This is a genomic window from Bradyrhizobium sp. NAS96.2, assembly GCF_001908235.1.
Lineage (GTDB): Bacteria > Pseudomonadota > Alphaproteobacteria > Rhizobiales > Xanthobacteraceae > Bradyrhizobium.
Genome location: NZ_LGHK01000022.1, coordinates 94408 through 117386, shown reverse-complemented (window position 1 = coordinate 117386; position 22979 = coordinate 94408). Strand labels below are relative to the sequence as shown.

At 56.8% G+C, this 22979-nt stretch carries 15 protein-coding genes and 1 pseudogene; 7 read left to right on the top strand and 9 right to left on the bottom strand.

Going from position 1 to position 22979, the window contains the following annotated elements:
* Positions 1–1315: 1315 nt before the first annotated feature.
* On the bottom strand, positions 1316–2650 hold the full coding sequence (gene hemN, locus AC628_RS06080; protein ID WP_074125845.1) for an oxygen-independent coproporphyrinogen III oxidase: 1335 nt from the start codon (positions 2648–2650) through the stop codon (positions 1316–1318).
* A 1004-nt stretch (positions 2651–3654) separates the two neighbouring features.
* On the opposite strand from hemN, the gene AC628_RS06075 reads away from it, so the two are divergent.
* Positions 3655–4401: a hypothetical protein gene (locus AC628_RS06075; protein ID WP_245321048.1), complete on the top strand. Its 747-nt coding sequence runs from the start codon at positions 3655–3657 to the stop codon at positions 4399–4401.
* A gap of 1278 nt (positions 4402–5679) precedes the next feature.
* Positions 5680–6405 carry a LuxR family transcriptional regulator gene (locus AC628_RS06065; RefSeq protein ID WP_074125843.1) on the top strand — a complete coding sequence of 242 codons (726 nt, stop codon included), beginning with the start codon at positions 5680–5682 and terminating at the stop codon, positions 6403–6405.
* 397 nt (positions 6406–6802) lie between these two features.
* On the opposite strand, the gene AC628_RS06060 is transcribed toward AC628_RS06065, so the two are convergent.
* From AC628_RS06060 to nodD1, 8 genes and pseudogenes are all read right to left on the bottom strand, one after another.
* Positions 6803–7537 (bottom strand): outer membrane protein, encoded by a 735-nt coding sequence (locus AC628_RS06060; RefSeq protein WP_074125812.1) that lies wholly within the window; start codon positions 7535–7537, stop codon positions 6803–6805.
* Between the two features lie 731 nt (positions 7538–8268).
* Complete coding sequence (locus tag AC628_RS42600; protein WP_143201459.1) at positions 8269–8742, bottom strand: NolY; 474 nt, start codon at positions 8740–8742, stop codon at positions 8269–8271.
* A gap of 1364 nt (positions 8743–10106) precedes the next feature.
* A complete protein-coding gene (locus AC628_RS06055; protein ID WP_074125811.1) occupies positions 10107–11135 on the bottom strand; it encodes an LLM class flavin-dependent oxidoreductase in 1029 nt (342 codons plus the stop codon).
* A 288-nt stretch (positions 11136–11423) separates the two neighbouring features.
* Entirely contained in the window at positions 11424–12527 is a 1104-nt protein-coding gene (locus AC628_RS06050; RefSeq protein WP_074125842.1) for a pyridoxal phosphate-dependent aminotransferase, read from the bottom strand.
* A gap of 712 nt (positions 12528–13239) precedes the next feature.
* On the bottom strand, positions 13240–13953 hold the full coding sequence (locus AC628_RS06040) for a MerR family transcriptional regulator (protein ID WP_083632622.1): 714 nt from the start codon (positions 13951–13953) through the stop codon (positions 13240–13242).
* Positions 13954–14072: 119 nt separating this feature from the next.
* On the bottom strand, positions 14073–14282 hold the full coding sequence (locus AC628_RS06035; protein WP_074125809.1) for a hypothetical protein: 210 nt from the start codon (positions 14280–14282) through the stop codon (positions 14073–14075).
* Between the two features lie 509 nt (positions 14283–14791).
* Positions 14792–15800: pseudogene (locus AC628_RS42005) on the bottom strand (LysR family transcriptional regulator).
* 703 nt (positions 15801–16503) lie between these two features.
* Positions 16504–17448, bottom strand: a complete 945-nt coding sequence (gene nodD1 / locus AC628_RS06020; protein ID WP_074125806.1) for a transcriptional regulator NodD1 — start codon at positions 17446–17448, stop codon at positions 16504–16506.
* Positions 17449–17936: 488 nt separating this feature from the next.
* Here nodD1 and AC628_RS06015 point away from each other — a divergent pair, with 488 nt between their 5' ends.
* Genes AC628_RS06015 through nodU form a run of 5 tightly spaced genes read left to right on the top strand, consistent with a single transcriptional unit; the run spans position 17937 to position 22979 of the window.
* Complete coding sequence (locus AC628_RS06015) at positions 17937–18572, top strand: NodA family N-acyltransferase (RefSeq protein ID WP_074125805.1); 636 nt, start codon at positions 17937–17939, stop codon at positions 18570–18572.
* Positions 18569–19228, top strand: a complete 660-nt coding sequence (gene nodB / locus AC628_RS06010; RefSeq protein ID WP_074125804.1) for a chitooligosaccharide deacetylase NodB — start codon at positions 18569–18571, stop codon at positions 19226–19228. Before AC628_RS06015 ends, nodB begins: the two co-directional genes overlap by 4 nt.
* A gap of 15 nt (positions 19229–19243) precedes the next feature.
* The gene (gene nodC / locus AC628_RS06005; protein WP_074125803.1) at positions 19244–20575 is read left to right on the top strand and encodes a chitooligosaccharide synthase NodC; all 1332 of its coding nucleotides are present in this window, start codon (positions 19244–19246) and stop codon (positions 20573–20575) included.
* 51 nt (positions 20576–20626) lie between these two features.
* A complete protein-coding gene (gene nodS, locus AC628_RS06000; protein ID WP_074125802.1) occupies positions 20627–21256 on the top strand; it encodes a nodulation methyltransferase NodS in 630 nt (209 codons plus the stop codon).
* A 13-nt stretch (positions 21257–21269) separates the two neighbouring features.
* The gene (gene nodU / locus AC628_RS05995) at positions 21270–22979 is read left to right on the top strand and encodes a nodulation protein NodU (protein WP_074125801.1); all 1710 of its coding nucleotides are present in this window, start codon (positions 21270–21272) and stop codon (positions 22977–22979) included.

Below are 22979 nucleotides of genomic sequence, written 5' to 3'. Positions count from 1 at the left end.
CAAGACCCGCTCAGGCGTTGTCGGGTCTCGTCACCAACGGCACACCATGACGTCGTCGGCGTCTGTGTGTCGGACAGTGGCCCTAGACAGCCTTGAAATCGGTACGCTCAGTGAGCGGGACCGAAAGTCCATCATGGACTTCCGGGAGAAAGGCGAGGTCGCGGTGGAGGCAGGCCTGCCGTCGCAGGCGACGAGCTTGCACATCCATCAGGTCCAGTGGCGCGGCCGGATCTATCTTGCATCCCGAATTCCTTGACGTTTGAGCCGCGCGACGTTCGTTGACGACGATTGCCACGCGTCGGTCATCTCAATCAATTGCTAGGGTAGGTAGTTGACTGGGACGCCGATGCGGGATCGCGGATTGCGCCCCTCGGCGCGATCACAGGTCGTCATATTGACGAACTGTGGAAGCGCTTACGTCAGTGAGTCGGGTGTCAGGACTCGCAAGCGAGGCCCCGCTCACCATCTCAGTGCTTATCTCTAGAAGGTCATTAACCCGCGCGTTGTCGTCTGCACCGTGCTCTGGCGAGGTTCTTGAGGAGGGCACATCGACCAGGGTGGAAATTACTCGAGTTCGAGGTTCTGGACCGCGACCAGCCTCGTTAGTTCGGCGGCGAATTTCGGCGAGGATCGACATCATCAATGTTCTCCGGCTTTACGCCGACCGGGGCACTACGCCTAATCAGTCTGTCGTCCCCCAAAAATCCTCGGGAACGGCCTGTCATTGGCTCGGCATAACCGACCACAGTTGCCTTCAAAGGCGTCAGGACTCGAGAAGGCCGGAATCGCTCGCATTTGCGCAGGCCCCGCAAGACAATCTGCAAGGCTCGTTTGAATCACGACAAAATGCATCGCTGTCGCCAATGAAGACAAGAACTATTGCTTCGAGATGGCGCGATGATGTAGGAGGCGGTTCTGCGCAAAGTGTCTCGTTGCGCTGCTCACTAAGCGTTGCCTTATGAGAGCTGATGACCGGACGATCGGACAACGTTGCGGACCACAATATTGTTGACCGTCATGGTCGCGCCAGCGCTTGATCATCTTGGGTTACCGCCTCAAGAGAATAAGTCAATCTGGGCCGAGGGCATCGGGCGAGGGATGATGGAGATGATGGATCAAACAACCGCTTCGGAGTTGCCGGCGGTGGCGCCGGTGTTGCCAACGAGACTTCGTTAAGGTCGTCGCCATCATTGCGGTAGCCGACGGCAGTCCGGGTTCGCAGAACCATCTACAAATCTAGCCGGCGGGCCTCCCGCGATTATGGGCTCGCGACAGGCGGTGATGCTTTGGGATCTTTTAAGACCGATTGCTGGTGCTAATAAGGTTTGCGGTCGAGATAGGCGTCAAATGCAGCGGCAACCGCGCGAACCATGAAGCGGTGCTCGTGCGTCACGCGGATAGTGCCGTTCTGGATGTGAACTATCCCGTCCTCGGCGAGCATAGCCAATCGTTCAGCTGAATCGAGAATAGAGCGCGGATCGAAACCGTGGGCGGTACAGATCGCCGACACGTCGGCCTCCATATCGCACATCAGCCGCTCGATGATTGTAGCTCGGACGCGGTCTTCGCTGGTGAGACGATACCCCTTTGACGTCGCCAAACGGCCGGCTCTAATGTGCTCCCGGTAGGAAGCTCTTACAACTTCGTTCTGGACATAGCCGTCACTGAGACGGCCGATGGCCGACGTGCCCAACGGGATCACGGTGCTACAGCTGTCGGCTGAATAGCCCAAGGAGTTGCGTCGCAGGCGACCGTTTTTCTGCGCCAGCGAGAGTTCGTCGTGTGGCAAGGCGAAATGGTCGAGCCCGATTGGGTGGTAGCCGGCAGCGACCAGCGTATCGGCCACGGCCGCAGCCTGTTCGACTCGGGTCGCGTAATCCGGTAGCGCCGCCTCATCTATCAGGCGCTGACGTTTCATATACGAGGGAACGTGCGCATAGCCGAAAACCGCAAGCCGGTCGGGACGCATGGCTACGGCCGTCGTCGCGGACTGGACACATGACTGCACGGTCTGATGAGGGAGGCCGAAGATGAGGTCGAAGTTGATACGGTCTATTCCATGCTGGCGTAGATTTTCGACGGCGGCTGCCGTCAGCGCCTCACTCTGGATGCGGTTAATCGCCTTTTGAACGATGGGATCGAAGCTTTGCACGCCCAGGCTTGCGCGGTACACGCCGGCTTCTCCCAAGGCTTCGGCCATCTCCATCGTAAACGTGCGCGGGTCGATCTCGACTGCGATTGTAGCTGTTTTCCTAAATGCGAAGCGAAGACGCAAAACGTCCATCAGGGCCAGGAACTCCGCGGGCTTGATGAGCGTCGGCGTGCCACCTCCAAAATGTACGTCACTCACAGGCAGGCCTTGCGGTGCTTGCTCCGCTACCAAACGAATCTCTTCACGCAGCACCGCCAAATAATCGAATATTGGCGCATTCCGGCGAGTGAAAGTCGTAGGGAAGCCGCAATACCAGCACATTGAGCGACAGAACGGAATATGGAGATAGAGCGACACAGCGGCGTCGGCCGGTAAGCTTCTCAGCCATTTCCCACAAGTCTCGGCGCCGACAACCGCGGAGAATTCCGGTACAGTTGGATAGATGGTGTACCAAGGCAGGCGGGCATCGTAATACTTTTCCAGGATTGAGATCTGCAACGGTGCCGCCCATGGCTTTACCAGCATGACACTGACGGCTGCGCTCGCCTGTGTCATTGCGCTATGTCAATTGGTCCGCTTTAGCTGAGAAATGCGCCGTCCCGTCGAATTAGCTAAGGTGGCCGATATCGTTTTCGTGTGCCGTCAGAACCGATAGCGTCCGAGAAACGAAGGTATCTAAAGCTGCATTTATCAACCGGTTAAGCTGCGCCAGAGGTTTTTGACCCGATTGGTCTTTGCCCTGGCGTGTGTAGGAAGAGGTCAACGGCCTTTTTTATATGCCTAGCGCGAGGAAATGATAATCATGATGATCGAGAACTCTGTTGTAATCTCCCGCTGCGGCCGCCGGACCCGAAGCAGGGTATTCCATCAGTATCGATGCGGCCCATTGCGAACAAACCGCTAGGCGTTTCGATTATCTCGTCCCTCGACTTAGAAGCGGCTGAACAAAGGCGTGGACTTCGACCGGTCGGCGAGCAGATTGCGGAAATGGGGTTGGATGATCCGCAAGCAGACCAACAATTGTCTGCCTTGTTGACCAGGTTCTTTGATTTAACGGACAATCATCACAGGTCGTCCTGCACCGAATTGTGCGGCCCGCACGACACGGTCGTGCAACCTGACGTTACGTGTGATTTGAGCTCCTTCTGAAGACCGCACACGAAATGTTCGGATTGGACGATCAAAGAAGCGACGAGCCTCAATTCCGCCACGCTGGTTGTTTCATTCCGGGCATCATCATCACGGATGCACTGATGATGGTTGGGACGACCCGGCGCACTTCCATCCCGGCAAAGTGCGTCGGGGCGCCTTGGTGATCGAGTTGATGGCTTCTGTTGACGTCGACCCGATCGCTTGGGGTTGAAGGAGTATGGCCTAAAAGCCTATCCCCCCAAAACAAGGGGGCGACAGCATACTCTGCGCGCCGTTAGTATGCGGTCGAGCATTGGGCGCCAAATGTGTCCGCCAGATCGCTCACGCCTTTCGTAGTTCAGGGTAGTCGAATGAGCGCGCCGGTCCGACGGCACTGGAGTCCAAAAGAATTGTTCAATGCCCTGACGCCGGCGATGTTTACCGCTGACGCATCGGTTGTGCGGGCACGTTGGGACAGATTGTGGCCTGAGTTGTACACGGAATACGACGCGAGGCATTTGAAGAAGGAGTTGTTCATCCGCAACTTGATCAAAACCAACGAAGCGGAGGCATTCTTCAATGCGTGGGCTGCAGACGAAGAGCGCCATACCGACGGTTTCATCCAAATCATGGAGCTCGTCGCTGGCGGATCCGAACCGGATCTTCGAGAAAGATTGGACGCGCGACCGCATGATTTTAACGCAATCAGCGAGTTCTTGGAGGATGAATTCTCGCTTATCGTTATGATCGCGTTTGATGAAATGTGTACCTGCCGCGCCTATGCTGCGGAGAGGGAGTTTTATGCCGGACTTGGGAGCAGTTGTTTTCTGCTTTGGCTCAGGGAAGTGATTGCCGACGAAGCGGTTCACTCAATGAATGCCGTTAATGTAATCCGCGCCCGGTACTGCGATCGCGTCAGCGAAGTTGGAGTAATCCTCGAGAGCTTGATCAGCGGCATTACTGACGATACGACTTATACTGGCACCTTCGTGCTGGATTATTTCGGCAAGGCGTACACGAAGGAGTTGCTCGCCAACTGCCGCGCCACGATCCTTAGAAATGTTGCCAAGCCGCTCTTCCCGGCAGAGCAAGACGAAAGCAACCGCCGGCCAAATTGATAGCGACCCACCTGCGGAATGGGCGAGGCCGGCGCCGACCTGTGTCGTTCGGCTGCTCCGTTGTCAAGTCGCGCTCAGTTGATCAACGAAGTCACGTGGTAATGTCCGGATTCCATCCCGATGTCGCGATTGCTCCAATGCATCTGATGCGAGCAATCCTCTCCAATCCTCTCAAGCTATTGTAGCAAAACTCGTTTTCCTGAGCGCGCCAACTGGTACGGCACTTGCTATTTCCGTCCCAGGTCCTCTCCTACTGGAGATGCGCATGCGAAGTGTTCTATGCAGCACGCAGGTACTCCGATGTTTTGCGCGTCTGGGTGCTGTCCTTGTCCAGCCTGCTCATGCGCGTGACAGGCGATCCTTAATCCGCACGAGCTCTAGGCTATGGAACGACCTGCCGATAGTCTCCAGGCACAGCGCACTCCGCTGGCCAGGACCCGCCGACCAGCTGCGGACTGGTGATGACCTGTGGATGCGGAAACGAAATATGTCCCATTTGATGTCATCGTCGCTTGGGACCGCAACGTCAGCTCTTTTAGCGCGCGGATCGAGCTCAGTATGGCCGAACTGGTTGGCGCGCTGTACCTCAGCTAATTCGCGAAGCGCCATACCGGGGATCGCGCCGCGGTCGGCATCGCGAAGTGACGAGCGTTCGTTCGAAACGGAGCCCGCTTTCACGAAGAACGATCTCGCTTATGCCCCTGGACAGATCAACTCTTCGAACGCGTGCCAGCTTGCACCGCTGCTCGGATCCGAGGGGGCTGCGCTTACCAACCTTTGCAGTAAGGTAGGATCAGATCCGATCGGCTGATCGGACATATTTGCAAGACGAGCTGTCAATGGATTGTGGTCATCGCCGGTGTTTGCGGCCGCGGTACAGCTCGGGATGGAAGGTGCAGGCCTGATGGTCGCCATCAAGGCAGAGGAGAACGCGCCGAGGTTCAATTGGGCCGACATCAGCGTCCTTGCCGGCCGCATCGGCGAGCCAGGTGGACGACGAAATGATGTCCGCGCGGCGGTCGTGCCGCTCCGGTCAGGCTTTGGTCAAGGTCGACCGGTGCCGGCCCGCTGTTTCATCGACCCGCCCGCGACCAGGGGCCCAGCCGCGGAGACCAAGCAGTTTGGGGAGAGCATTCGCTGTAGCCCGCGAGCGTTCATATTTCACGAGAAGCGAAGCCAAGAGTTCAAACGATGAAATGGAAGCTAGCTCCACCCGAAACGAACTCGATTGAACAGCGCAACACCGGTCTTTTGGACCGGGATCCCGTGGCGCCCAAAATGGATATCTTTAGCTTCACAGAATGCGCAAATCGAACGCAATCCCTTAGGGCGTTGTTCCAGCTCCTTGTGAATTGCGCGACCGTAGAGGGCTTTAGTGAGGTTGCCTACGGAGCTCTCAATTTTGTGGAGCCGCTTCGCCTACCGGAGTATCCACCACCCACAGTGGCAGTGAACTGGCCGCCGGATTGGTGCGACCGTTACTTTGAGCGCAAATACTACACAATCGATCCCGTGTTCCGGCGCACACCAATGCTTTCGCGGCCATTTCTGTGGGACCAACTCCCCAAGCACTATCAACTACAGCCGGACGAACGGCGAGTGCTCACAGAGGCCAGAGAGGCGGGTCTGAAACACGGCATGAGCGTGCCCTTGTTTGGACCCCTGGGTCGACTATCGGTGGTATCATTTGCATCTCGGTTCGATGATGCTGATCCTCAAGTCCGTATAAGTCATCTCCACGCACTGGCCTGGAACTTTCACACCGCGTGTGCGGAGATCTCGCGTCCCTCGGAGAGTAGGTGCAACATGAAAGTAACGTTATCGGAGCGGGAGCTAGAGTGCATGCGATGGGTCGCGGAAGGAAAATCGTCGTGGGAAATTGGCGTTATACTGCAAATCAGCGAGAATACGGTGAACTTTCATCTCAAGAACGCAATGCGAAAGTTGGGCACGACCAGCCGCGTCCATGCTATCGTTATGACGATTCGGCTCGATCTCATCTGAATCTCCGCAATGGCAGTTGAGTTGGATTGCGAAGTGGTGTTTCTGAATCGAGCGGGAAATTTGTGATGTCATCGTTACGACGAAATGCGACCTCGTAAATAGGCACCCGAGCTAGGCTCGTCGTTGTAGGCGCATCTCATCGGGTCCGACCTAGGATCATCACCTTCCCGCTACGCAACAACGGCTCGTGTCTTCAATTGGGCATGCGGCGCTGACGAGTACCTCCTGATGGCCAGCCGAGATGGGGTGCGCCCACAGAGTAGGTTTGCGCAGTACGAAATGTGGCTCTTGGAAGGCCAGCCGAGCGAGTCAGTGACGCATCGGAGATCATCTGAAGAAGGAGCCCCGGCCGAAGGTCGGGGCTCTCGGTTCTCGGACGCGATGCGCGCAGATGTCGCTATCTGGTGAAACCCGGACCGAACTTGTAGTTGAGCCGAACAGTGACAAGATCAACGTCCTGCCGGATGCGATCGCTGAACCCGCCGGTCGAGGGGAAGATGATGTCATTGTCCTGCATAAAAAGATGGTCATACTCGACGCCAAATGACCAGCTTGGCGCAAAACTGACCTCGAGCCCAGCGCCAAGCGCGCCACCCCAACGGAGATTGTCGCTTCTGGCAAACTCCGCGCCAGTAGACGCCAAGCTGATCTGATAGCTATTGCTGGTCACCGCAGCGCCGCCTTTGGCGAAAAGCAGAACGTTGTTGAACGCGTATCCGATCTGGCCCGTGAACAATCCGAACGCATCGATTCTGGTACGATTGCTGACTGTTGGCACGACGGCGGTGCTGACATTAGAGCCGCTGAAGTTAGCCCAGTTGCCTTGAGCCTCGACGCCATAGACCAAATTGAATATCTGCCAACGATAACCCACCTGACCGCCGACGGTGGCGCCGCTTGCATCATGGCAGCCTTCGGGAGCGATTGCAGAGAGGTCCCAGCAATTGTTGCTCGACGCCCAGCCACCGTTGATGCCGATATAGAGGCCGGTCCAGTCATAGATCGCTGGAGGCAGTACTAGCGGCGGTTGCGCTTTAGTGAAGACCGGCTGCGCGCCGAGATCCGCGCCGAATGCGGGCGCCGCCGCGTTAAGCGCGATGATGCTTGCAGTCAAAAGCAGCAAATTCTTCATTCGAGTTTCGTTCCTTTCCATTGCCCCGGCGAATTGCGTATTAGCAACATCACTGCGAATTGCTGTAACTCCAACACAACATGCCATCGCGAGAAATGGCCGCAATCTCACGTAGCGGGAGGTTGTCGAACCAGGATATTCGGATGAAACGTCGGGCGCTCACCAGTGCGTGTTGAAGGTGTTGAGGATCAAATCACGCTAATAGAACGGCCGCGCCCTAGCAAAGTTATCGCAGAGCAATCAATTGTCTCGCGCGCTGGCTTGAGAACTCGACGAGCCGCATGCTCGGTCTTTGGGAACGACTCCTAGACGAAAAGAAGCATGAGCAGGTTGTCCGTAAGCTGCATTTCCGGCCGCCTGAGCTAACCTCGAGATTCCTCCGCAGGCGGCAGAGAGTCTGCCGGAAAGATTAATGACCCCGAGGACGTAAGAGACCAGAGCGCGTTCCTATCGAGATCGGGTAGCGTCGAAGCAGGCACTGATCAAACGGACAGCTGGGTGATCGCTCTGATCGTCGTCAGACAGTGGAGAGGACGCAGTTGCGTCCTCTCTGCCGTGCGATGCCTGGCCGGTGAATGACAATCCGGTAATGTACCTAAGGTCATGGCTGGCAACGGCAACGTCATTCCGCGCCGAGAAACTGGAGGCGAGCCAGCAGCGGCGTGAATCAACTTAGTTGGCAAATTGGGGAGAGTGCTTTGAGCGATCCCAGGCGGATTGCTCGCATTTATCTATGCAGAGCATAAGCGTGAACCGGCGCTCTCCTTAATCAATTGACAAAAACAAAGAGCGTCATCGACCGCATCTAAGACAGCTATTCGACCTTCAATGACTACTGCATGTGCAAGAATGAACTTTGCGAGTGTAATCCGATTAGCAGTAGTTTGCATGGCGGCTGGTAAGGCCGCGATTGCTCGGTCAAAAAGTGTCCCCAAAACCTGAAGGTCTTCTGGATAGTAAACCGCATTATTTCCCGCTCGTGACGGGATATTCCGCCTATCGCCTACCTCGCGGCGGGTAGTCGTCTTGCCTAACTGATCCTGGTCCCGTTCTGCTGCAACAAGTGCACTTGTTAGCTTGTTGAGCAACTGCATCGCGTCGAATGCGTTCTTGTCCTCGCAGATTAGTCCGGCAACTGCTTCCACTTGCCGGCCGATGCTTTGTTTGAGGTGATCGACGCGCGAATTACTACAATCAAAGTTCATGATGTCTCTCCAGATTAACTAATGCAGTCGAGGTGCGGATGACGGGTCGGTCCTTCATTCCCGTCTCGTAAAACTCCAGCCCTGCGTGAGGACCAATTGCTATTGCCATTGTGGACCAACGTATCGGGTGTCATGGGAAGTGAGCGAGCGCGGGATTTCTGTGTCGAGAAAAGAAATGATGTCGAGCACGTAGTGTCGGTGGGCACCCGCAATGCACCAAGGTCCCTGCCGCGGTCGGCACACCTATCTGCTGCCACATTGTGGCGTAGCGTACGATTTTGATGAACGCTGCTCATGACGAAAGACTGAGAAGCTGTCGAGTGAAGTGCCGTCAGGCGACCTGTCGCGTAAGATGGCGGGTCCGCTGGAGCAGCGGGCGCAACGTAAGCATTGCGCGATAGCGGTGTACATCCTGCCGAACGAGGCTGCTGCGGAGGCGCCGACGCACCAGCTAGGCAGAGCGACCATCTCGACGACGTCGTCGAAAAGTGGCGAACGTTATGTCGCCAGGCAATCAAGCGCTTGTGTGCGTCTAATGATTGTCGAAAGCAGCGCATGACACGTGATTGCGGCGGAGCCCGTTGTGGAAAAATAGGTTCATGGAGTGCTCGCTTGCTCAGCGAGGCTGAGCAAGCGAAGGGGGGGGACTCGTGATCAAGCGGCACTGATAACGAGGCGAGAAGCACGAACACATTGCGGAGCTCGGATTAAGTTTCTGGTGCGAATTCAACCGCGGACGACATTCACCTTGCAAGCGAACGATTGTATGGAGCCGGACAGTGTACGGCGCTGTGCGAGCGGCCGCTTCGACGCGCTGACGACGCCAACGTGCTGCGAATGGCCTCTGGGCGTTCCATGGCGAATTCGGATGCAAATGTATAAGGTGGAGAGTTCATGGTCATGCGACGGTCCGGGAAACTGCTCCTGAAGGCAGGCGATTATGTATTGTATTCGTGTAAAAGCGGTACAATCGATTGTTTTGATGGGACACATCCAGATCGCCAATGGGCCATGCGGGATGTGTCGTGCGCGCTTATCAACTTCAGTGAACGAAGCAGATATTGAGTAGATGTCGTTCTTTGCTATCGCGATACCCGCGGAATCCGCGAAGCATCCGAAATATTGACAGGACGCGCCCGGTGCTCAAGACGGCCCATTTTTGAATGCGCCTGCCAAGCGCTGACGCGGCTCCGCGGCGTGCCGACGCGCTAAGCGGCTCGCGGAGATAGTTCGTGGACTTCCAATTGAGGGACGAGGAACGGCTGCTTGCTCGGCAGTGTACGTGCCACTCCGTGGCACGTAACGCCTGGACTGAAGAAGCTCGCCTGTTATCGAGCGAGGTCAAATAGTCGAAAGATGCATCGTCAGCAAAGTCGAGCGACAACCTCGGATTGCAGTTTGGCTGCGGTGTAAACTGAAACATCCAGCGGAAGATTGCCGAATGCAAGCTGGCAAAGCAGGTAGTTGGCGCCCGCCTCTTCCATCTGACTAAGAAGATGTTGTCGGACGGAAGCGGGCGTTCCGACGACGCACAACTCGCTCTCAAGTGCCGCATCGAAAGTCAACGGCAGATTAGGCGGTGTCGGAACGGTATTGAGCTCATAAAGGAACATAAAGCTCTCGAGCCATCGTTCGTACGCAGTCGCCGCCAGCGAATATGCTTCTTCATCAGAACGCGCAATTACGACCATGCGGAGCAATCCGGTGAATGGCTCTCGACCATCAGGATTAGTGGTGCGGGGTAGATGCGCGCGGAAGGCATCAGTAGTTTTTCGAATGATAGAGGAGGGGCCTACGCACGCGAGATTCGCGCCGTTGGTAGCTGCCCAGGCCGCCGATTCGGGCCGATTGCTGGCGACCCAGGTTGGCGGAGTTGGACGCTGAAGCGGCTTTAGCGTCAAGGGAACATCGTTCAGCTCAAAATGATGCCCGTGGTAGGAAAGCGTGTGGTCTTTCATCGCGTTCGAGAGGATTTCGCTGGCTTCCTCATACCGTCCTGGGGCATCGTTGGCGCTAACGCCGAAATAACCCAATTCGATCGGTAGTGAGCCCCGTCCGATGCCGAGTTCTAGTCTGCCACCGCTCAAGTGGTCGAGCATACACAGTTCCTCGAATGCTCGCAGCGGGTGATAGAGGTTAAGCAACATTACCAGGGGACCGATACGCAGCCGCTGCGTGCGTTGAGCGACGCTCGACAAGAACAGATTCGGGGACGGGCCTCTCCCATGCGGCGTGCAATGGTGTTCGGCCAAATGATATGCATAGAAGCCAAGAGAGTCGCACGCTTCTGCCAAGCTCAGGCGATCTGCGTATTGTCGCGCGGCATCGCGGCCGTCGTCGTCCAGATGATCGAAAATGCCGCAGGTCAGTTTTGAAGGCTTGCGATTCGTCACTCGATTGTCTCCGATTGTAGAACGCGGGAAGGGCCTGTCGGCGTCAGGCCGCGAGCATTGTCGACGTCTGTCATATGATCGCCGTTAGATCTCTATTCTGGGTGTACTGATCGGCACCTGATCACGTGCCGATCCGCAAAGGTGACCGTCAAAGTGCTGGCCGCTGTTGTCCGGATCGGAGCTCAGTTCGGGGCACTACACCGTTCATCGATCAAAACAGCGCGAATCCGTCGGGATTGTCTTGCCCTCATGTCAGTTTCCTGCCGATTGGCCGGGAAACGCGCGCAGTTAGCAACTGCGGGTCTTTATGCGCGCTGAAATCGCCTTGATCGCCGCCAGAAACGCATCCATTTGATCTTTAGTGCCAATGCTAATGCGGATACAGCGTTCGAGGCTCTTATCGGGGAAGGAGGCGACGAGAATCTTCTCCTTCGCCAGAGCGGCTTGCCACCAACTGCCATCTTGTCCGACAGGGGCGCGGGCTAGCACGAAGTTCGCGTGGGAAGGTGGTACGCAAAAGCCGAGCTGAGATAGCACAGCTGAAACTCTCTGCCTTTCATCTCTGATGTGTCGATGGTTACCTTCATAAGCTGCGCGATGCGTGAGGATGCTGATACCAACTGCTTGGCCGATAACGTTCATATTGAAAACGTTCTGGATGTTACGTAACCTGCCAATAAGCGCTGGATGACCGAAGCCGAAGCCGACGCGTATGCCGGCGGCAGCATAGCTTTTTGAGAGCGTTCGAAGAATCAGAAGATTTGCATAGCGGCTCAGGAGCCGTAAGCCATTGTCGGGTGCAAAGTCGACATAGGCCTCGTCGAGGACAATTAGGCGTTCCGATCGTGCCAACAGACGTTCGACATCGGCGAGCGGAACGTAGAGGCCGGTGGGATTGTTCGGATTAGCCAACAGAACGAACTTGGCGTCTTTCGCTGGGCCGGAAAGCAACTTCTCGATTGGTAAGGAAGGGGTTTCCGCACTTTCTATCTCAACGAGCTCGGCAGCGTGCAACATTGCAAGCTTGCGGTTGAATGAAAAGCCGGGAGACAGCATTGCAACGCGATCACCAGGGGTTAGGAAAGCTCTGTAGAGCAGCCCAAGAAGTTCGGATGAGCCATTGCCGGCGATCACCTGATCCGTCGCGATGCCATAGGCGTAGCCAGCTGCTTCCCTCAAGCTGATGTTGTCATGTTCTGGGTACAGGTACTGCCGCTCAAGAGCCGCGCGCGCGCCTTGCATGACAATGGATGGCAACGGGAATGGATTCTCATTCGTATCCAGTTTCACATAGCTCGCGTCCGCGGCAGGCCGGCCGGATGGCAGGACATCTAACTGGCGCGCCACCGGAGCAAGAGAAGAAAGCACGTTTCGCAGCTTTTCGTCCGACATGGTGTTCTCCCTCTGGATCGCCGAGAGCTGTCGTAATGTCAGCAATTGAGCGCTGTCATTTGCGGCGAGGAAAACGGCAAACCAAACTGGCTAGGCGACGCGGGATCGTCAGGCGGTAGTTGGATCTCTTCCAAGAATAATCTGAAGAAGCAGACAGACTGCTTGTCACAGCCTCTTAGTCAGTGGAGAGCCGCGGTACCAGATCCGCGATGGTGTCAGCATTTTGCTGTCCGGTATCGACTGGCAATCTGGCACGTCAGCATTAGACAGTTCTGCGAGCCCCGTCACCAGCAACAGCAACGTCGCGACGACTGCGACCGCGAGAAAGGACGCGAGTATCGCGACTGCTATGTTGTCAAGGCGTCTCATTACTCAGAATCCTTTGCCGGATCTACGGGGCGCCGCGTGAGCCAAGACAATCAGGTCCGCTTGGCAACTTCACAGGATCATCGTGTCGTTGTCTGGAAGTACTGGCTATCTGCGCTGGACCGTACAATGTGACGCTACGTGCGTTTCAAGCGCTTTCTTGTCGGTCAAAGCGATCAATCACCACTCGCGAGGCGTGTGGATTGGAGAGCCCGTACCGTAAGAGGGGCGCGTTGAGTTCTCAAATCACGACACGCGGGTCCGAATCGAACGTTTCACCGACGTCGAGGAATCGCGGCTTCCAAAACACAAGAGTGATCGTGCCCCGCATCGCGCGGGGCAAGCGTCAGTGCGACTGGTTCTCCAGCGCGGCAAGCGCGAGATCGAGATATTGCATTAGATTAGGGTCCCAGCCCGCCAGGCTCCGAGGGGCGCTCAATCGTGCAAGGACCTTCAGGATTGTCGAGACGGTCGATTCAACTCCCGCGATTTCACTGAACAGCAAGCGCGCCTCTAGCGCTACGGCTCTCGTGCGCTCGCTGGAGGGATGCTCACTGCGATCCATGCAATCGCGCAATTCGTCGCGGATTCGTCGCCATCGCTCCTCTCGCTCGGCGGCTAGCTTGCATGTGCATCGGTGGGGCTGGGTTCGCTTCTCGACCCTCGACATGGCATTCAAGGTGGCAGGCAACTCGTCTACGCTCACCTGTACATCACCATCCGTCGTCATGTTGCGTAAGCGATCCCGCAGCAGCGTCGTACGCGTCACCTGCAGCTCGATCCGCTCCAAATGTGAGCGCAATAGATCTGTAAGCGAAGTGCGCCCCTCCATGGCTTTACGTATCTCGTGAAGGGAGAAACCAAGCTCACGCAGCGCTAGAATTTGATGAACTCGTTGTACGCTTTCACGATCGTACATTCGGTGGCCGCCGTCGGTGCGCTCCGACGCGGCAAGCAGACCCGTGTGCTCATAGTGATGCAGGGTGCGTACCGTCACTCCGGTAGCATCTGCAAGTTCTCCGATGCGCCATCGACGCCTTCGTGGTGTGGCTTTGGTCATGTGTTTCAATTCAAAGCCTACAACCTGACGTCACGTGAGATTCAAGCTATTTCAATGGGCTAGCTGAACCTTCTTCCATTCCGGCGCAAGCATGGTGGATATTTTGGATCGTCGTTCGATTAAGCGGCAGGGGAAATCAGGTTCAGCAAACTCATTAATGACGCCAATTGTGGCTCGCCTGCACCTGCACGCATCAGCACAAGCTTAGCGATTGCCGTGCGATTCTCGGGGGTGCGCATAGACGCTGGCAGAGCCGTGACGGCAGTATCAAAGATCCTACCCAATACCGAAAGATCCTCCGGCCCCAAGAAATCATAGTAGCGCTGCACGTTCAGCTCCCGATATCATTGCGCGAGACGAGCGCACGTGGGCAAGGCGTGTGGCCGCGGTAGGGCCAAAACGGGACGTACCGGCGGCGCAGAGCGGTACTGATGCCGTGCGCGCTGCAGTGATGCGGTTGGGCAACACAGCAGCGCGCGATCCAGGCCCTGCGAAAGATCTGAGCTAACTGTGCTCGCGCCAATCCTCTGGCGGGGCACAGGTGCGCGGGAGAGATTGAGCCGAGCGAAGATCGCACTTTGTTTCTGCTGTCGATTACTGGGCTCTATATCTACCGCGAGTCCAACTGCCGGCTTGAGCCGTTGCTCGCGCGGCGGGCTCGATAGCAATTTGCCGCGGTGTGCACAATAGCGTGAGAATAGAGTCAGGGGCGACGAGCTGCTGTGTGCGTTTGGAGTGCAGGCGCGAGTCGGTCGGCGAGAGTACAATGCAAGCCAAGGAGGTCGTTGGAACATAAGTGGTTCAAGAATCGACAATTACGAAGGATAGCAATGGGTTCTCATGGAGCATCCAGGGAGATCGGATCACAGGGTGGAGGAGCTGATGCGACGTCTTGCCCCAATTTTAAGACGCCAGAGGCTTGCGTGGGCTCGTCGGGCGGGGCCATGCAGGAAGCCTCCTGCAAGATCAGCTCTCGCATCCATGTGCTTGCCGGGTCGCTGTTGTGAAAGGCTGGCCACTGGACTGTTTCGGTGAATGCGGGAAGTGAGAACGGCAGGTCAACTATCCGTAGTGGTGTCGTTTTCTCTAAATGCCTCACCAGCCTTAAGGGCAGCATCCCGATACGGTCCGTGCCCAACAGCATGGCTGGGATCATACTGAAGCTTTGCACGCTAACATCGATGCGCCGCTTGAGGCCTTGCTCAAGGAAAAAGCATTCTTCGATCGCGGACTTTCGCGCAAGCGCAGACTTAACTGCGACCTGTCCGATAGACATATATCTCTCGAATGTGAGCCGGCGAGATAGCTGCTTGTTTGTGCAGCAGCCAACGCACACGAGCCGGTCCTCGAATAGCTTCGCCTTAGGATGCGCGCTGGACATCAATGTGTCGGGCAAGATGACGAAATCAGCTTCACCGCGGCGGAGGAGCTCATCGTGATCGTCGGCGGGGGGGGCGCAGCTCAAGTCTGACGTTGGGAGCATCCCGCGAAACGCGCGCAACGACCCGTCGGAAAAACACAAGGGTACTGCAATCCGAAAGACGAATCACGAACCGGCGATCTGATTCAGTCGGGTTGAACTCATAATGCGAGATAATGGAAAGCTGGATCTGCAGCAGAGCCTCGCGAACAGGCGTGGCGAGGCGTTCCGCACGCAACGTCGGAACGAGTCTGCGGCCTTTCATCGCGAATAGCTCATCCCCGAAGTAGGCGCGTAACCGGGACACGGCGGCACTCATGGCGGGTTGGCTGAGATTGATCCTACGGGCGGCCTCGGTGAGTGTCCGCTCGGTCAGCAGAGAATCAAGTGCGACAAGAAGATTAAGATCCAGGCCCTTGAAGCGCATACTCACTCTTCGAAGCGTGTGCGCTTCTGCCGTACAAGCCAGCAATAGCGCCTATGACAATCTCAATCGCGCAGCTGTGTCAGAATCGGTCTGACTTACCGCGCGAAGGATGCACCCGCGATTGTTCGCAGCAAGCGGGTTGCCGCATCCCTGAGGCCGCCAACAATCCAAATGGCTTAGTGCTGCATCGACCACCGGAGTGCCATACCATGTCAATCACCGCGGAGATCATTAGCGCCGAGCCCTGGTGCCTGCGCAAAAAGCATCGCAAGAGCGATACGGAACGCGCAGAGCTGTGGTCCCTCTTGCGGGGTGCTGTTTGCAACTCTACAACCTGACGCTACGTCGGGTTCAAGCAGGTTGCGTTAGAAAGCACTGGTCACAAAGCAGTATGCAGTGTCAGTGCGGCACGGACGCTCACTCTACTTTTGCCCAATGATGCCGTGGGCATTGAGGACGGCAGCGCGACGCTGCGCAAAGACCGTTGGCTGCAGCGCGGCAATCGAGGAGGCATAGGCCACTCACGAGTAGCACTTTAACGTGGGACTCGGGCGCGTTGCGGCAAATGACGGATTGAGGCTCGCTGTTCGAAATGTAGCCTGGGCCCTACAAGCAGATCATCAGACGATCCAAGGCATAAGAATAAGAACCGCTTCAGGTAAGAAACCGAACGAATCTATCGGTAAGAGTGCTAAGAGAGGAATTAGCAGCGTCTGCGACTTGAGGACATCTTAGCTGGGAGAGCCATGTTGGACGCCTCCTCCAACAACAGTCGTCGCATCCAAATGCTCGCTGGATCAGTATTATGAAAGGCCGGCCATTGGATAGCCTCGGTAAAAGCAGGAAGTGGGAGCGGCGGTTCGACGATCCGTAGGGGCATCAGTTTCTCGAAATGCTTAGCCAGTCTTAAAGGCATCGTCCCGATCCGGACGGTGTCCAACACGACTGGAGGGATCATGCTAAAACCCTGCACGACGATCTCGATTCGTCGCTTGAGGCCGTGCTCCAGCAAAAACCATTCTTCGATATTGGGCCTTAGCGTTCGCCCGAACTTGGCGGCAACATGTCCCATCGACATGTACCCTTCAATTGTAAGCTGGCGTGATAGCTGCTTGTTTGTGCGGCAGCCTACGCAGGCAAGTGTCTCCTCAAATAATGTCGCCTTGGGGTGCGCACCCGACATGAACAGCTCCGGGGCGACCAGAAAATCGATTTCACCGCGCCGTAGGAGTTCGTCGGGTTCATCTGAAAACGGCAACAGATCAAACCGGACTGCGGGGGCCTCCCGCGCGATGCGGTCTATAATCTTTCGAAAGAAAATGATCGTCATGAAGTCCGAAAGGATCACCCTGAAGCGGCGAGTCGAGTGTTCTGGATCGAACGTGTCGCGCGAAATAATAGAGAGCTGGATGTGCAGCAGAGCCTCGCGAATCGGGGCCGCAAGTCCTTCCGCCCGCGATGTTGGGACGAGTTCCCGGCCTCTCATTGTAAATAGTTCATCACGAAAATAGGTGCGCAGCCGGGCAACGGCGGCGCTCATGGCGGGCTGGCTCAGATTGATCTTGCGCGCCGCTGCAGTGAGATTGCGCTCGGTCATCAGCGCATCGAGCGCGACGAGGAGATTTAGATCAAGGCCCTTGAACCGCATGCTGTGAGTCGATCCATCGTGTGGATGAGTTCAATCGATACAATCGATTTTACCAAACTGTGGAATGTTAGATAGCAAACATCAGTTTGTAGAAATCGAGACAAGGCACATCAAAATGGCTGGCGGTCTTCGCACGGGCTCTGGCAAGAAGCCTCAGTTATACGCCGAGCAGACACACGGACATCCTGGCCGGCAAGCTCTTCAAGCCGCGCAAGATGCATCACGTAGGCGTGCGGCGACATGCACGTGCCTGCTTAAGAAGGCGTCCGATAAACCTTCGTATAGCGTTTCCAACCCTTTCCATATCGGCCGCTTACCTCCGTAGACTGGAGGTAGTGTCGAGTTGCTCCTACTTTCGCGGCCAAGCGAGTTGCCGATTGTAGGTGTCAGATGCCGCTACGAAGAGGCAAAACGATCGCCTCTGGGCAGTCAAATCGTCTTGAAAGCAAGTCTACTCTCGAACGCCCGGCAGCACGTCAGAGGCACCGATGAATATGTCTGTATCCAGCTCTACAGGCAATCTCTTAGCGCGCTCTCAGGTGCGGTGGAGATTGTGTTGGGAAAATGAATTAACGCTCGCCGATCATACTGAACTCGCCGAGTTCTTCCGAAAAGCGTACGGGCCAAACGGTGAGTTTAATGCAGCGCCGTTTGAAGGCAGTCGAAGCTGGGCGGGTGCAAGACCTGAACTGCGGATAATCGCTTACGACTCAAGCGGCGTAGCTGGCCATGCGGGCATCCTGCGACGTTTCATCAAGGTCGGGGAGACTGATCTGCTGGTGGCCGAACTAGGGCTTTACGCGGTACGTCGAGACGTGGAGGGGCATGGAGTCAGCTATCAGGGAGCAATGTGCTTCGGATATCCGATGCTGCAGAAACTTAATGCTCCGTTCGGCTTCGGCACAGTGCGCCCAGCGATGCGCAAGCACATCGAACGGATTGGCAGGAGCGGGATGGCCAACATTGTTACGGGAGTTCGCGTGCGGTCGACCCGTCGGGATGTGTATCTCAACGTGCCACCCACGCTCGTTGAAGAGGCGCTCGTGGTCGTTCTGCCGGTTGCCCGGCCCATGAGCGAGTGGCCGAGCGGTACGATGATTGATCGGAACGGGCCAGAGCTATGAGACGTCTCGACCTCGGACTTGGAGTGTGCAGCGAGTACGCTGACGCCAACGAGAGTCGCAGCGTCTATTTGACGTTTGACGACGGTCCTCACTCCATTTGCACTCCGGATGTGCTGGATGTGCTGGCCGTACACAACGCTCCCGCCACGTTCTTTGTCATCGGCGTCTATGCGGGCGAGCAGCCGGACTTAATCCGACGAATAATCGCAGAGGGACACGAAGTCGCCAATCACACGATGAGTCATCCGAATCTGTCCGAATGCGAGCCTGCCGAAGTGCGGCACGAGATACTAGCTGCAAGCGCGACGATCAGAAGTGTGTGCCCCGGCGCCTCCCTGCGACACATGCGCGCCCCGTATGGGGCGTGGACCCAGGAAGTGTTGGACGCATCTGAGATAGCCGGGCTCGCTGCTGTGCACTGGTCGGTCGATCCGCGGGACTGGTCACGTCCCGGCGCCGATACGATTGTCGACACGGTGATGGCCTCCGTTCGGCCGGGAGCAATTGTGCTTCTCCATGACGGATGTCCTCCTGGCGACCAGCAACGTCACGACCCTAAGGGTCCACGCGGGCAGACCGTCAAGGCACTGTCCCGCCTGATTCCAGCAATGCGCGACTGCGGATTTGCAATTCGCCCGCTTCCTCAACCCCACTAAACAGCTCCGGGCTCCATGAACCTGCTTGCCACTACTAGTACTGTTGCGATCTCATGTTATGCGTTGCTTTCGGCTGTCTACAAGAGCGCGCAAGCGATTTATGCAATCAAGAGCGACGGACCAGCGTTGCCGGACGATGTGCCGGACGCTGACGCGTTGCCGAGCGTGGATATCATCGTTCCTTGCTTTAATGAGACCCCACAGACGTTGTCTGCGTGCCTCGAGGCCATCGCAAGGCAGAGCTACTCGGGAAAGCTGCAGGTATACGTGGTTGATGACGGGTCCTCAAACCGCGACGCTGTCCGACCTGTATATGATGCCTACGCGCGCGACCCGAGGTTCCATATTATTCTGGAGCGCAAGAACGTTGGAAAGCGCAAGGCGCAGATTACCGCGATACGTCGCTCGCGCGGAGATCTCGTGTTGAACGTCGACTCCGATACGATGATTGCGGCCGACGTGGTCACAAAGCTCGCAATGAAGATGCGGGATCCGGCGATCGGTGCGGCTATGGGCCAGCTGACTGCCAGCAATCGGGACGACACCTGGTTAACCAGCTTGATCGATATGGAGTATTGGCTGGCTTGCAACGAGGAGCGCGCGGCACAGGCCCGCTTCGGCGCTGTCATGTGTTGCTGTGGCCCATGTGCAATGTACCGCCGGTCTGCGCTTCTCTCACTGCTGGATCAGTACGAGACCCAGTTGTTCCGTGGGAAGCCAAGTGACTTCGGCGAAGATCGTCACCTCACGATTCTGATGCTCCAAGCCGGCTTTCGAACCGAGTACGTCCCGGACGCAATCGCCGCAACGGTAGTGCCTGATCGGCTACGACCTTATCTGCGGCAGCAGCTTCGTTGGGCAAGAAGCACATTCCGGGACACGTTGCTTTCGCTCCACCTGCTGCCGGGGCTTGGGCGCTATCTCACGCTCGATGTGGTCGGACAGAATCTCGGTCCGCTGTTGCTCGCTCTGTCATTGTTGGCAGGACTCGCGCAACTTGCATTCACCGTGACTTTGCCTTGGTTCACAGGTGTGACGATCGCAGCGATGACCATGGTGCGCTGCTGCGTCGCCGCATTCCGAGCCCGAGATATTCGCTTTGTCGGCTTTTCGCTGCACACCCCTATCAACCTCTTTCTCCTGCTTCCGGTAAAAGCGTATGCCTTGTGCACATTGAGCAACAGCGATTGGCTGTCGCGCAAGTCCACAAACCCGACCGACAAGGCGAAAGAGCAGGTCATTTCCTTAGATCCGATCATTGAGACAAGCGCGACCAGCGTCGCAGGAAGCGGCGGGCCGACCAGAAAAGGACATGTTACGCGACTTGTCGACGTTGAAGACGTCTGAAACCGCGTGCTGTAACGAGTTAACGCGCACTCTGGTGAGAAGGAATAACTCGTGAGCCTGGACAAGACGTATCAATTGCTGGATCGGGAATTGGCCGTCGAGGATCCGTGGCGACTTGATAGCAACCCTTTCGAGCGTGAGCGTCACGCACAATTGCTCAGGATGTCGCGTTCAAGAGGAGCTATCCGGAATGCGCTGGAGGTCGGGTGTGCGGCCGGCGCTTTCACGACGAAGCTCGCGCCCTATTGCAAACGGCTCACCGTCGTCGACGTCGCTCCGCGAGCGATTGATCGCGCGCGGCAGCGGATGCAGCGATGCTCGCACATTACCTGGACAGTCTCCGACATTGAGCGATTTTCGACCGCGGAGCGCTTCGATTTGATCGTCGTGGCCGAGGTTCTCTATTACTTCGATGATGTAGCCAGAATACGTGCGGCCATCCGTAACCTCGTGCAGATGCTTTCGCCAGAAGGGTGTCTGGTGTTTGGGTCCGCGCGTGATGCGATATGCCAACGCTGGGGGCATGCGGCTGGCGCCGAGACGGTGATGGCCGTGCTGAGTGAATCATTGATCGAGGTTGAGCGGCTGGAATGTCATGGCGAGTCGGCTGACGAAGATTGCCTGCTCGCAAGCTTCATAAATCCTGGTCAAACGTCGAATTCATCGAATTTGCACCATTAGATACGGAGATACGATGCGCATCTGCGGTATCAAGCTGACCCATGACGGGGCGGTCGCTCTTGTCGAAGACGGGCGGCTGGTCTTTTGCGTCGAGCAGGAGAAGCGCGGCAATAATCCGCGTTATCAGGTAATCGACAATCTCGATGCAGTTGTCGCCGCCTTGGCGGAACATGGTCTTAGCCCGAAGGATGTTGATCACTTTGTCATCGACGGATGGGACGGGGAGATCGAGTCGCAGTTCAAAGTCCTCAGCGGCGCAGCATCGCTCACGCTCAAAGGAGCACCCTATGTTGAGCGCCACGCCGATGGCGTTCTCAATTCACGTGACGGTCTTGGCCTGATGCTCGACGGGAGCGACTTCCCTTATAGCAGCTATCCGCACATCGCAGGCCATGTGGCCTCGGCCTATTGTACTAGTCCCTTTGTCAAGGCCGGACAGCCCGCGCTCTGCCTCGTGTGGGACGGGTCAATTACACCGCGCCTGTATCATGTACAGCGCCAAGGCGCGCGGTTCATCAAATGTCTCTTTCCGATGATTGGACATGCTTATGCCGCCGCTGGTCATCACTTCGGACCCTATAAGAAGGCAGATCGCAGCAACTGGGACTTGGGTGTCGCAGGCAAGTTGATGGCGTACATCGCGCTTGGGTCTATTGATGAGGACATCATTGCGGTGTTTCAAGAGCTTTATGAAAAGCATTTTGCAGGCGACACGCAGTCAGCCCGTCGTTACCGCGCCGATATCAATAGCGCGGAATCGTCACTTGCCGCTATGCATGAGTTCTTCGAGGCGAGCGCGTTGCTATTGACCGACAAGCGGCATGAAGATGTACTTGCGTCGTTTCATTGTTTCCTTGAGCGTCTTCTGGTCCGAGAAATCGCGATGGCGCTGCTGCGGCACTCGTCGCTTCCGGGAGCGCGCAATTTATGTATAGCAGGCGGGTGCGGGCTCAATATCAAGTGGAACAGTGCCCTGCGCGGTACGGGCTTGTTCGATGATGTCTGGGTTCCGCCCTTTCCTAACGACAGTGGCTCGGCGATCGGTGCCGCGTGCTGCGCGATGGCAACCCAGAATGGCTTCGTGCCGCTGGAATGGTCGGTCTATAGTGGGCCGGCCTTGCAAGCTAATGAGAGTCCGGCTGAATGGGAGGTCGTGCCGTGCGGTATGCGCGAGCTTGCAGCACTTCTTGCCGACAACAAGCCCGTGATCTTCCTCGCGGGTCGCGCCGAGCTCGGACCGCGGGCCTTGGGGGGCAGAAGTATTCTCGCGGCGGCGACGGCCCCCGGAATGAAGGATCATCTCAACGACATCAAACGTCGCGAACGCTTTCGACCGGTGGCGCCGATATGTCTGGAAGATCGGGCGCCGGAAATTTTCGACCCCGGTACACCAGATCCTTACATGCTCTTCGATCACCAGACGCGAGTGGAGTGGCGGGACAAAATCCCCGCTGTCATACATCTGGACGGATCTGCGCGATTGCAGACGATTTCCAGAACCTCCCAACATAAGGTCGCCGAGCTTCTCATTGAGTACGAACGGCTCACGGGCATTCCGCTGCTTTGCAATACAAGTGCCAACCACCTCGGGCGTGGCTTTTTCCCGGATGTGGCCGCGGCCTGTCAATGGGGACGTGTTGAGCATATCTGGTGCGACGGGCGGCTCTGGACCAAGACAGCGGCAAGGGAGTCGTCGCCGGCTGAGCGACTTCTTTCAGCCTAA

What these genes read in the sequence shown, in the direction of transcription:
- nodC (WP_074125803.1), top strand. Translation starts at nt 19,244, where the DNA reads ATGAACCTGCTTGCCACTACTAGTACTGTTGCGATCTCATGTTATGCG.
- AC628_RS06060 (WP_074125812.1), bottom strand. Translation starts at nt 7,537, where the DNA reads ATGAAGAATTTGCTGCTTTTGACTGCAAGCATCATCGCGCTTAACGCG.
- AC628_RS06015 (WP_074125805.1), top strand. Translation starts at nt 17,937, where the DNA reads ATGAATATGTCTGTATCCAGCTCTACAGGCAATCTCTTAGCGCGCTCT.
- AC628_RS42600 (WP_143201459.1), bottom strand. Translation starts at nt 8,742, where the DNA reads ATGAACTTTGATTGTAGTAATTCGCGCGTCGATCACCTCAAACAAAGC.
- nodU (WP_074125801.1), top strand. Translation starts at nt 21,270, where the DNA reads ATGCGCATCTGCGGTATCAAGCTGACCCATGACGGGGCGGTCGCTCTT.
- AC628_RS06065 (WP_074125843.1), top strand. Translation starts at nt 5,680, where the DNA reads ATGGATATCTTTAGCTTCACAGAATGCGCAAATCGAACGCAATCCCTT.
- nodD1 (WP_074125806.1), bottom strand. Translation starts at nt 17,448, where the DNA reads ATGCGGTTCAAGGGCCTTGATCTAAATCTCCTCGTCGCGCTCGATGCG.
- nodB (WP_074125804.1), top strand. Translation starts at nt 18,569, where the DNA reads ATGAGACGTCTCGACCTCGGACTTGGAGTGTGCAGCGAGTACGCTGAC.
- AC628_RS06075 (WP_245321048.1), top strand. Translation starts at nt 3,655, where the DNA reads ATGAGCGCGCCGGTCCGACGGCACTGGAGTCCAAAAGAATTGTTCAAT.
- AC628_RS06050 (WP_074125842.1), bottom strand. Translation starts at nt 12,527, where the DNA reads ATGTCGGACGAAAAGCTGCGAAACGTGCTTTCTTCTCTTGCTCCGGTG.
- AC628_RS06040 (WP_083632622.1), bottom strand. Translation starts at nt 13,953, where the DNA reads ATGACCAAAGCCACACCACGAAGGCGTCGATGGCGCATCGGAGAACTT.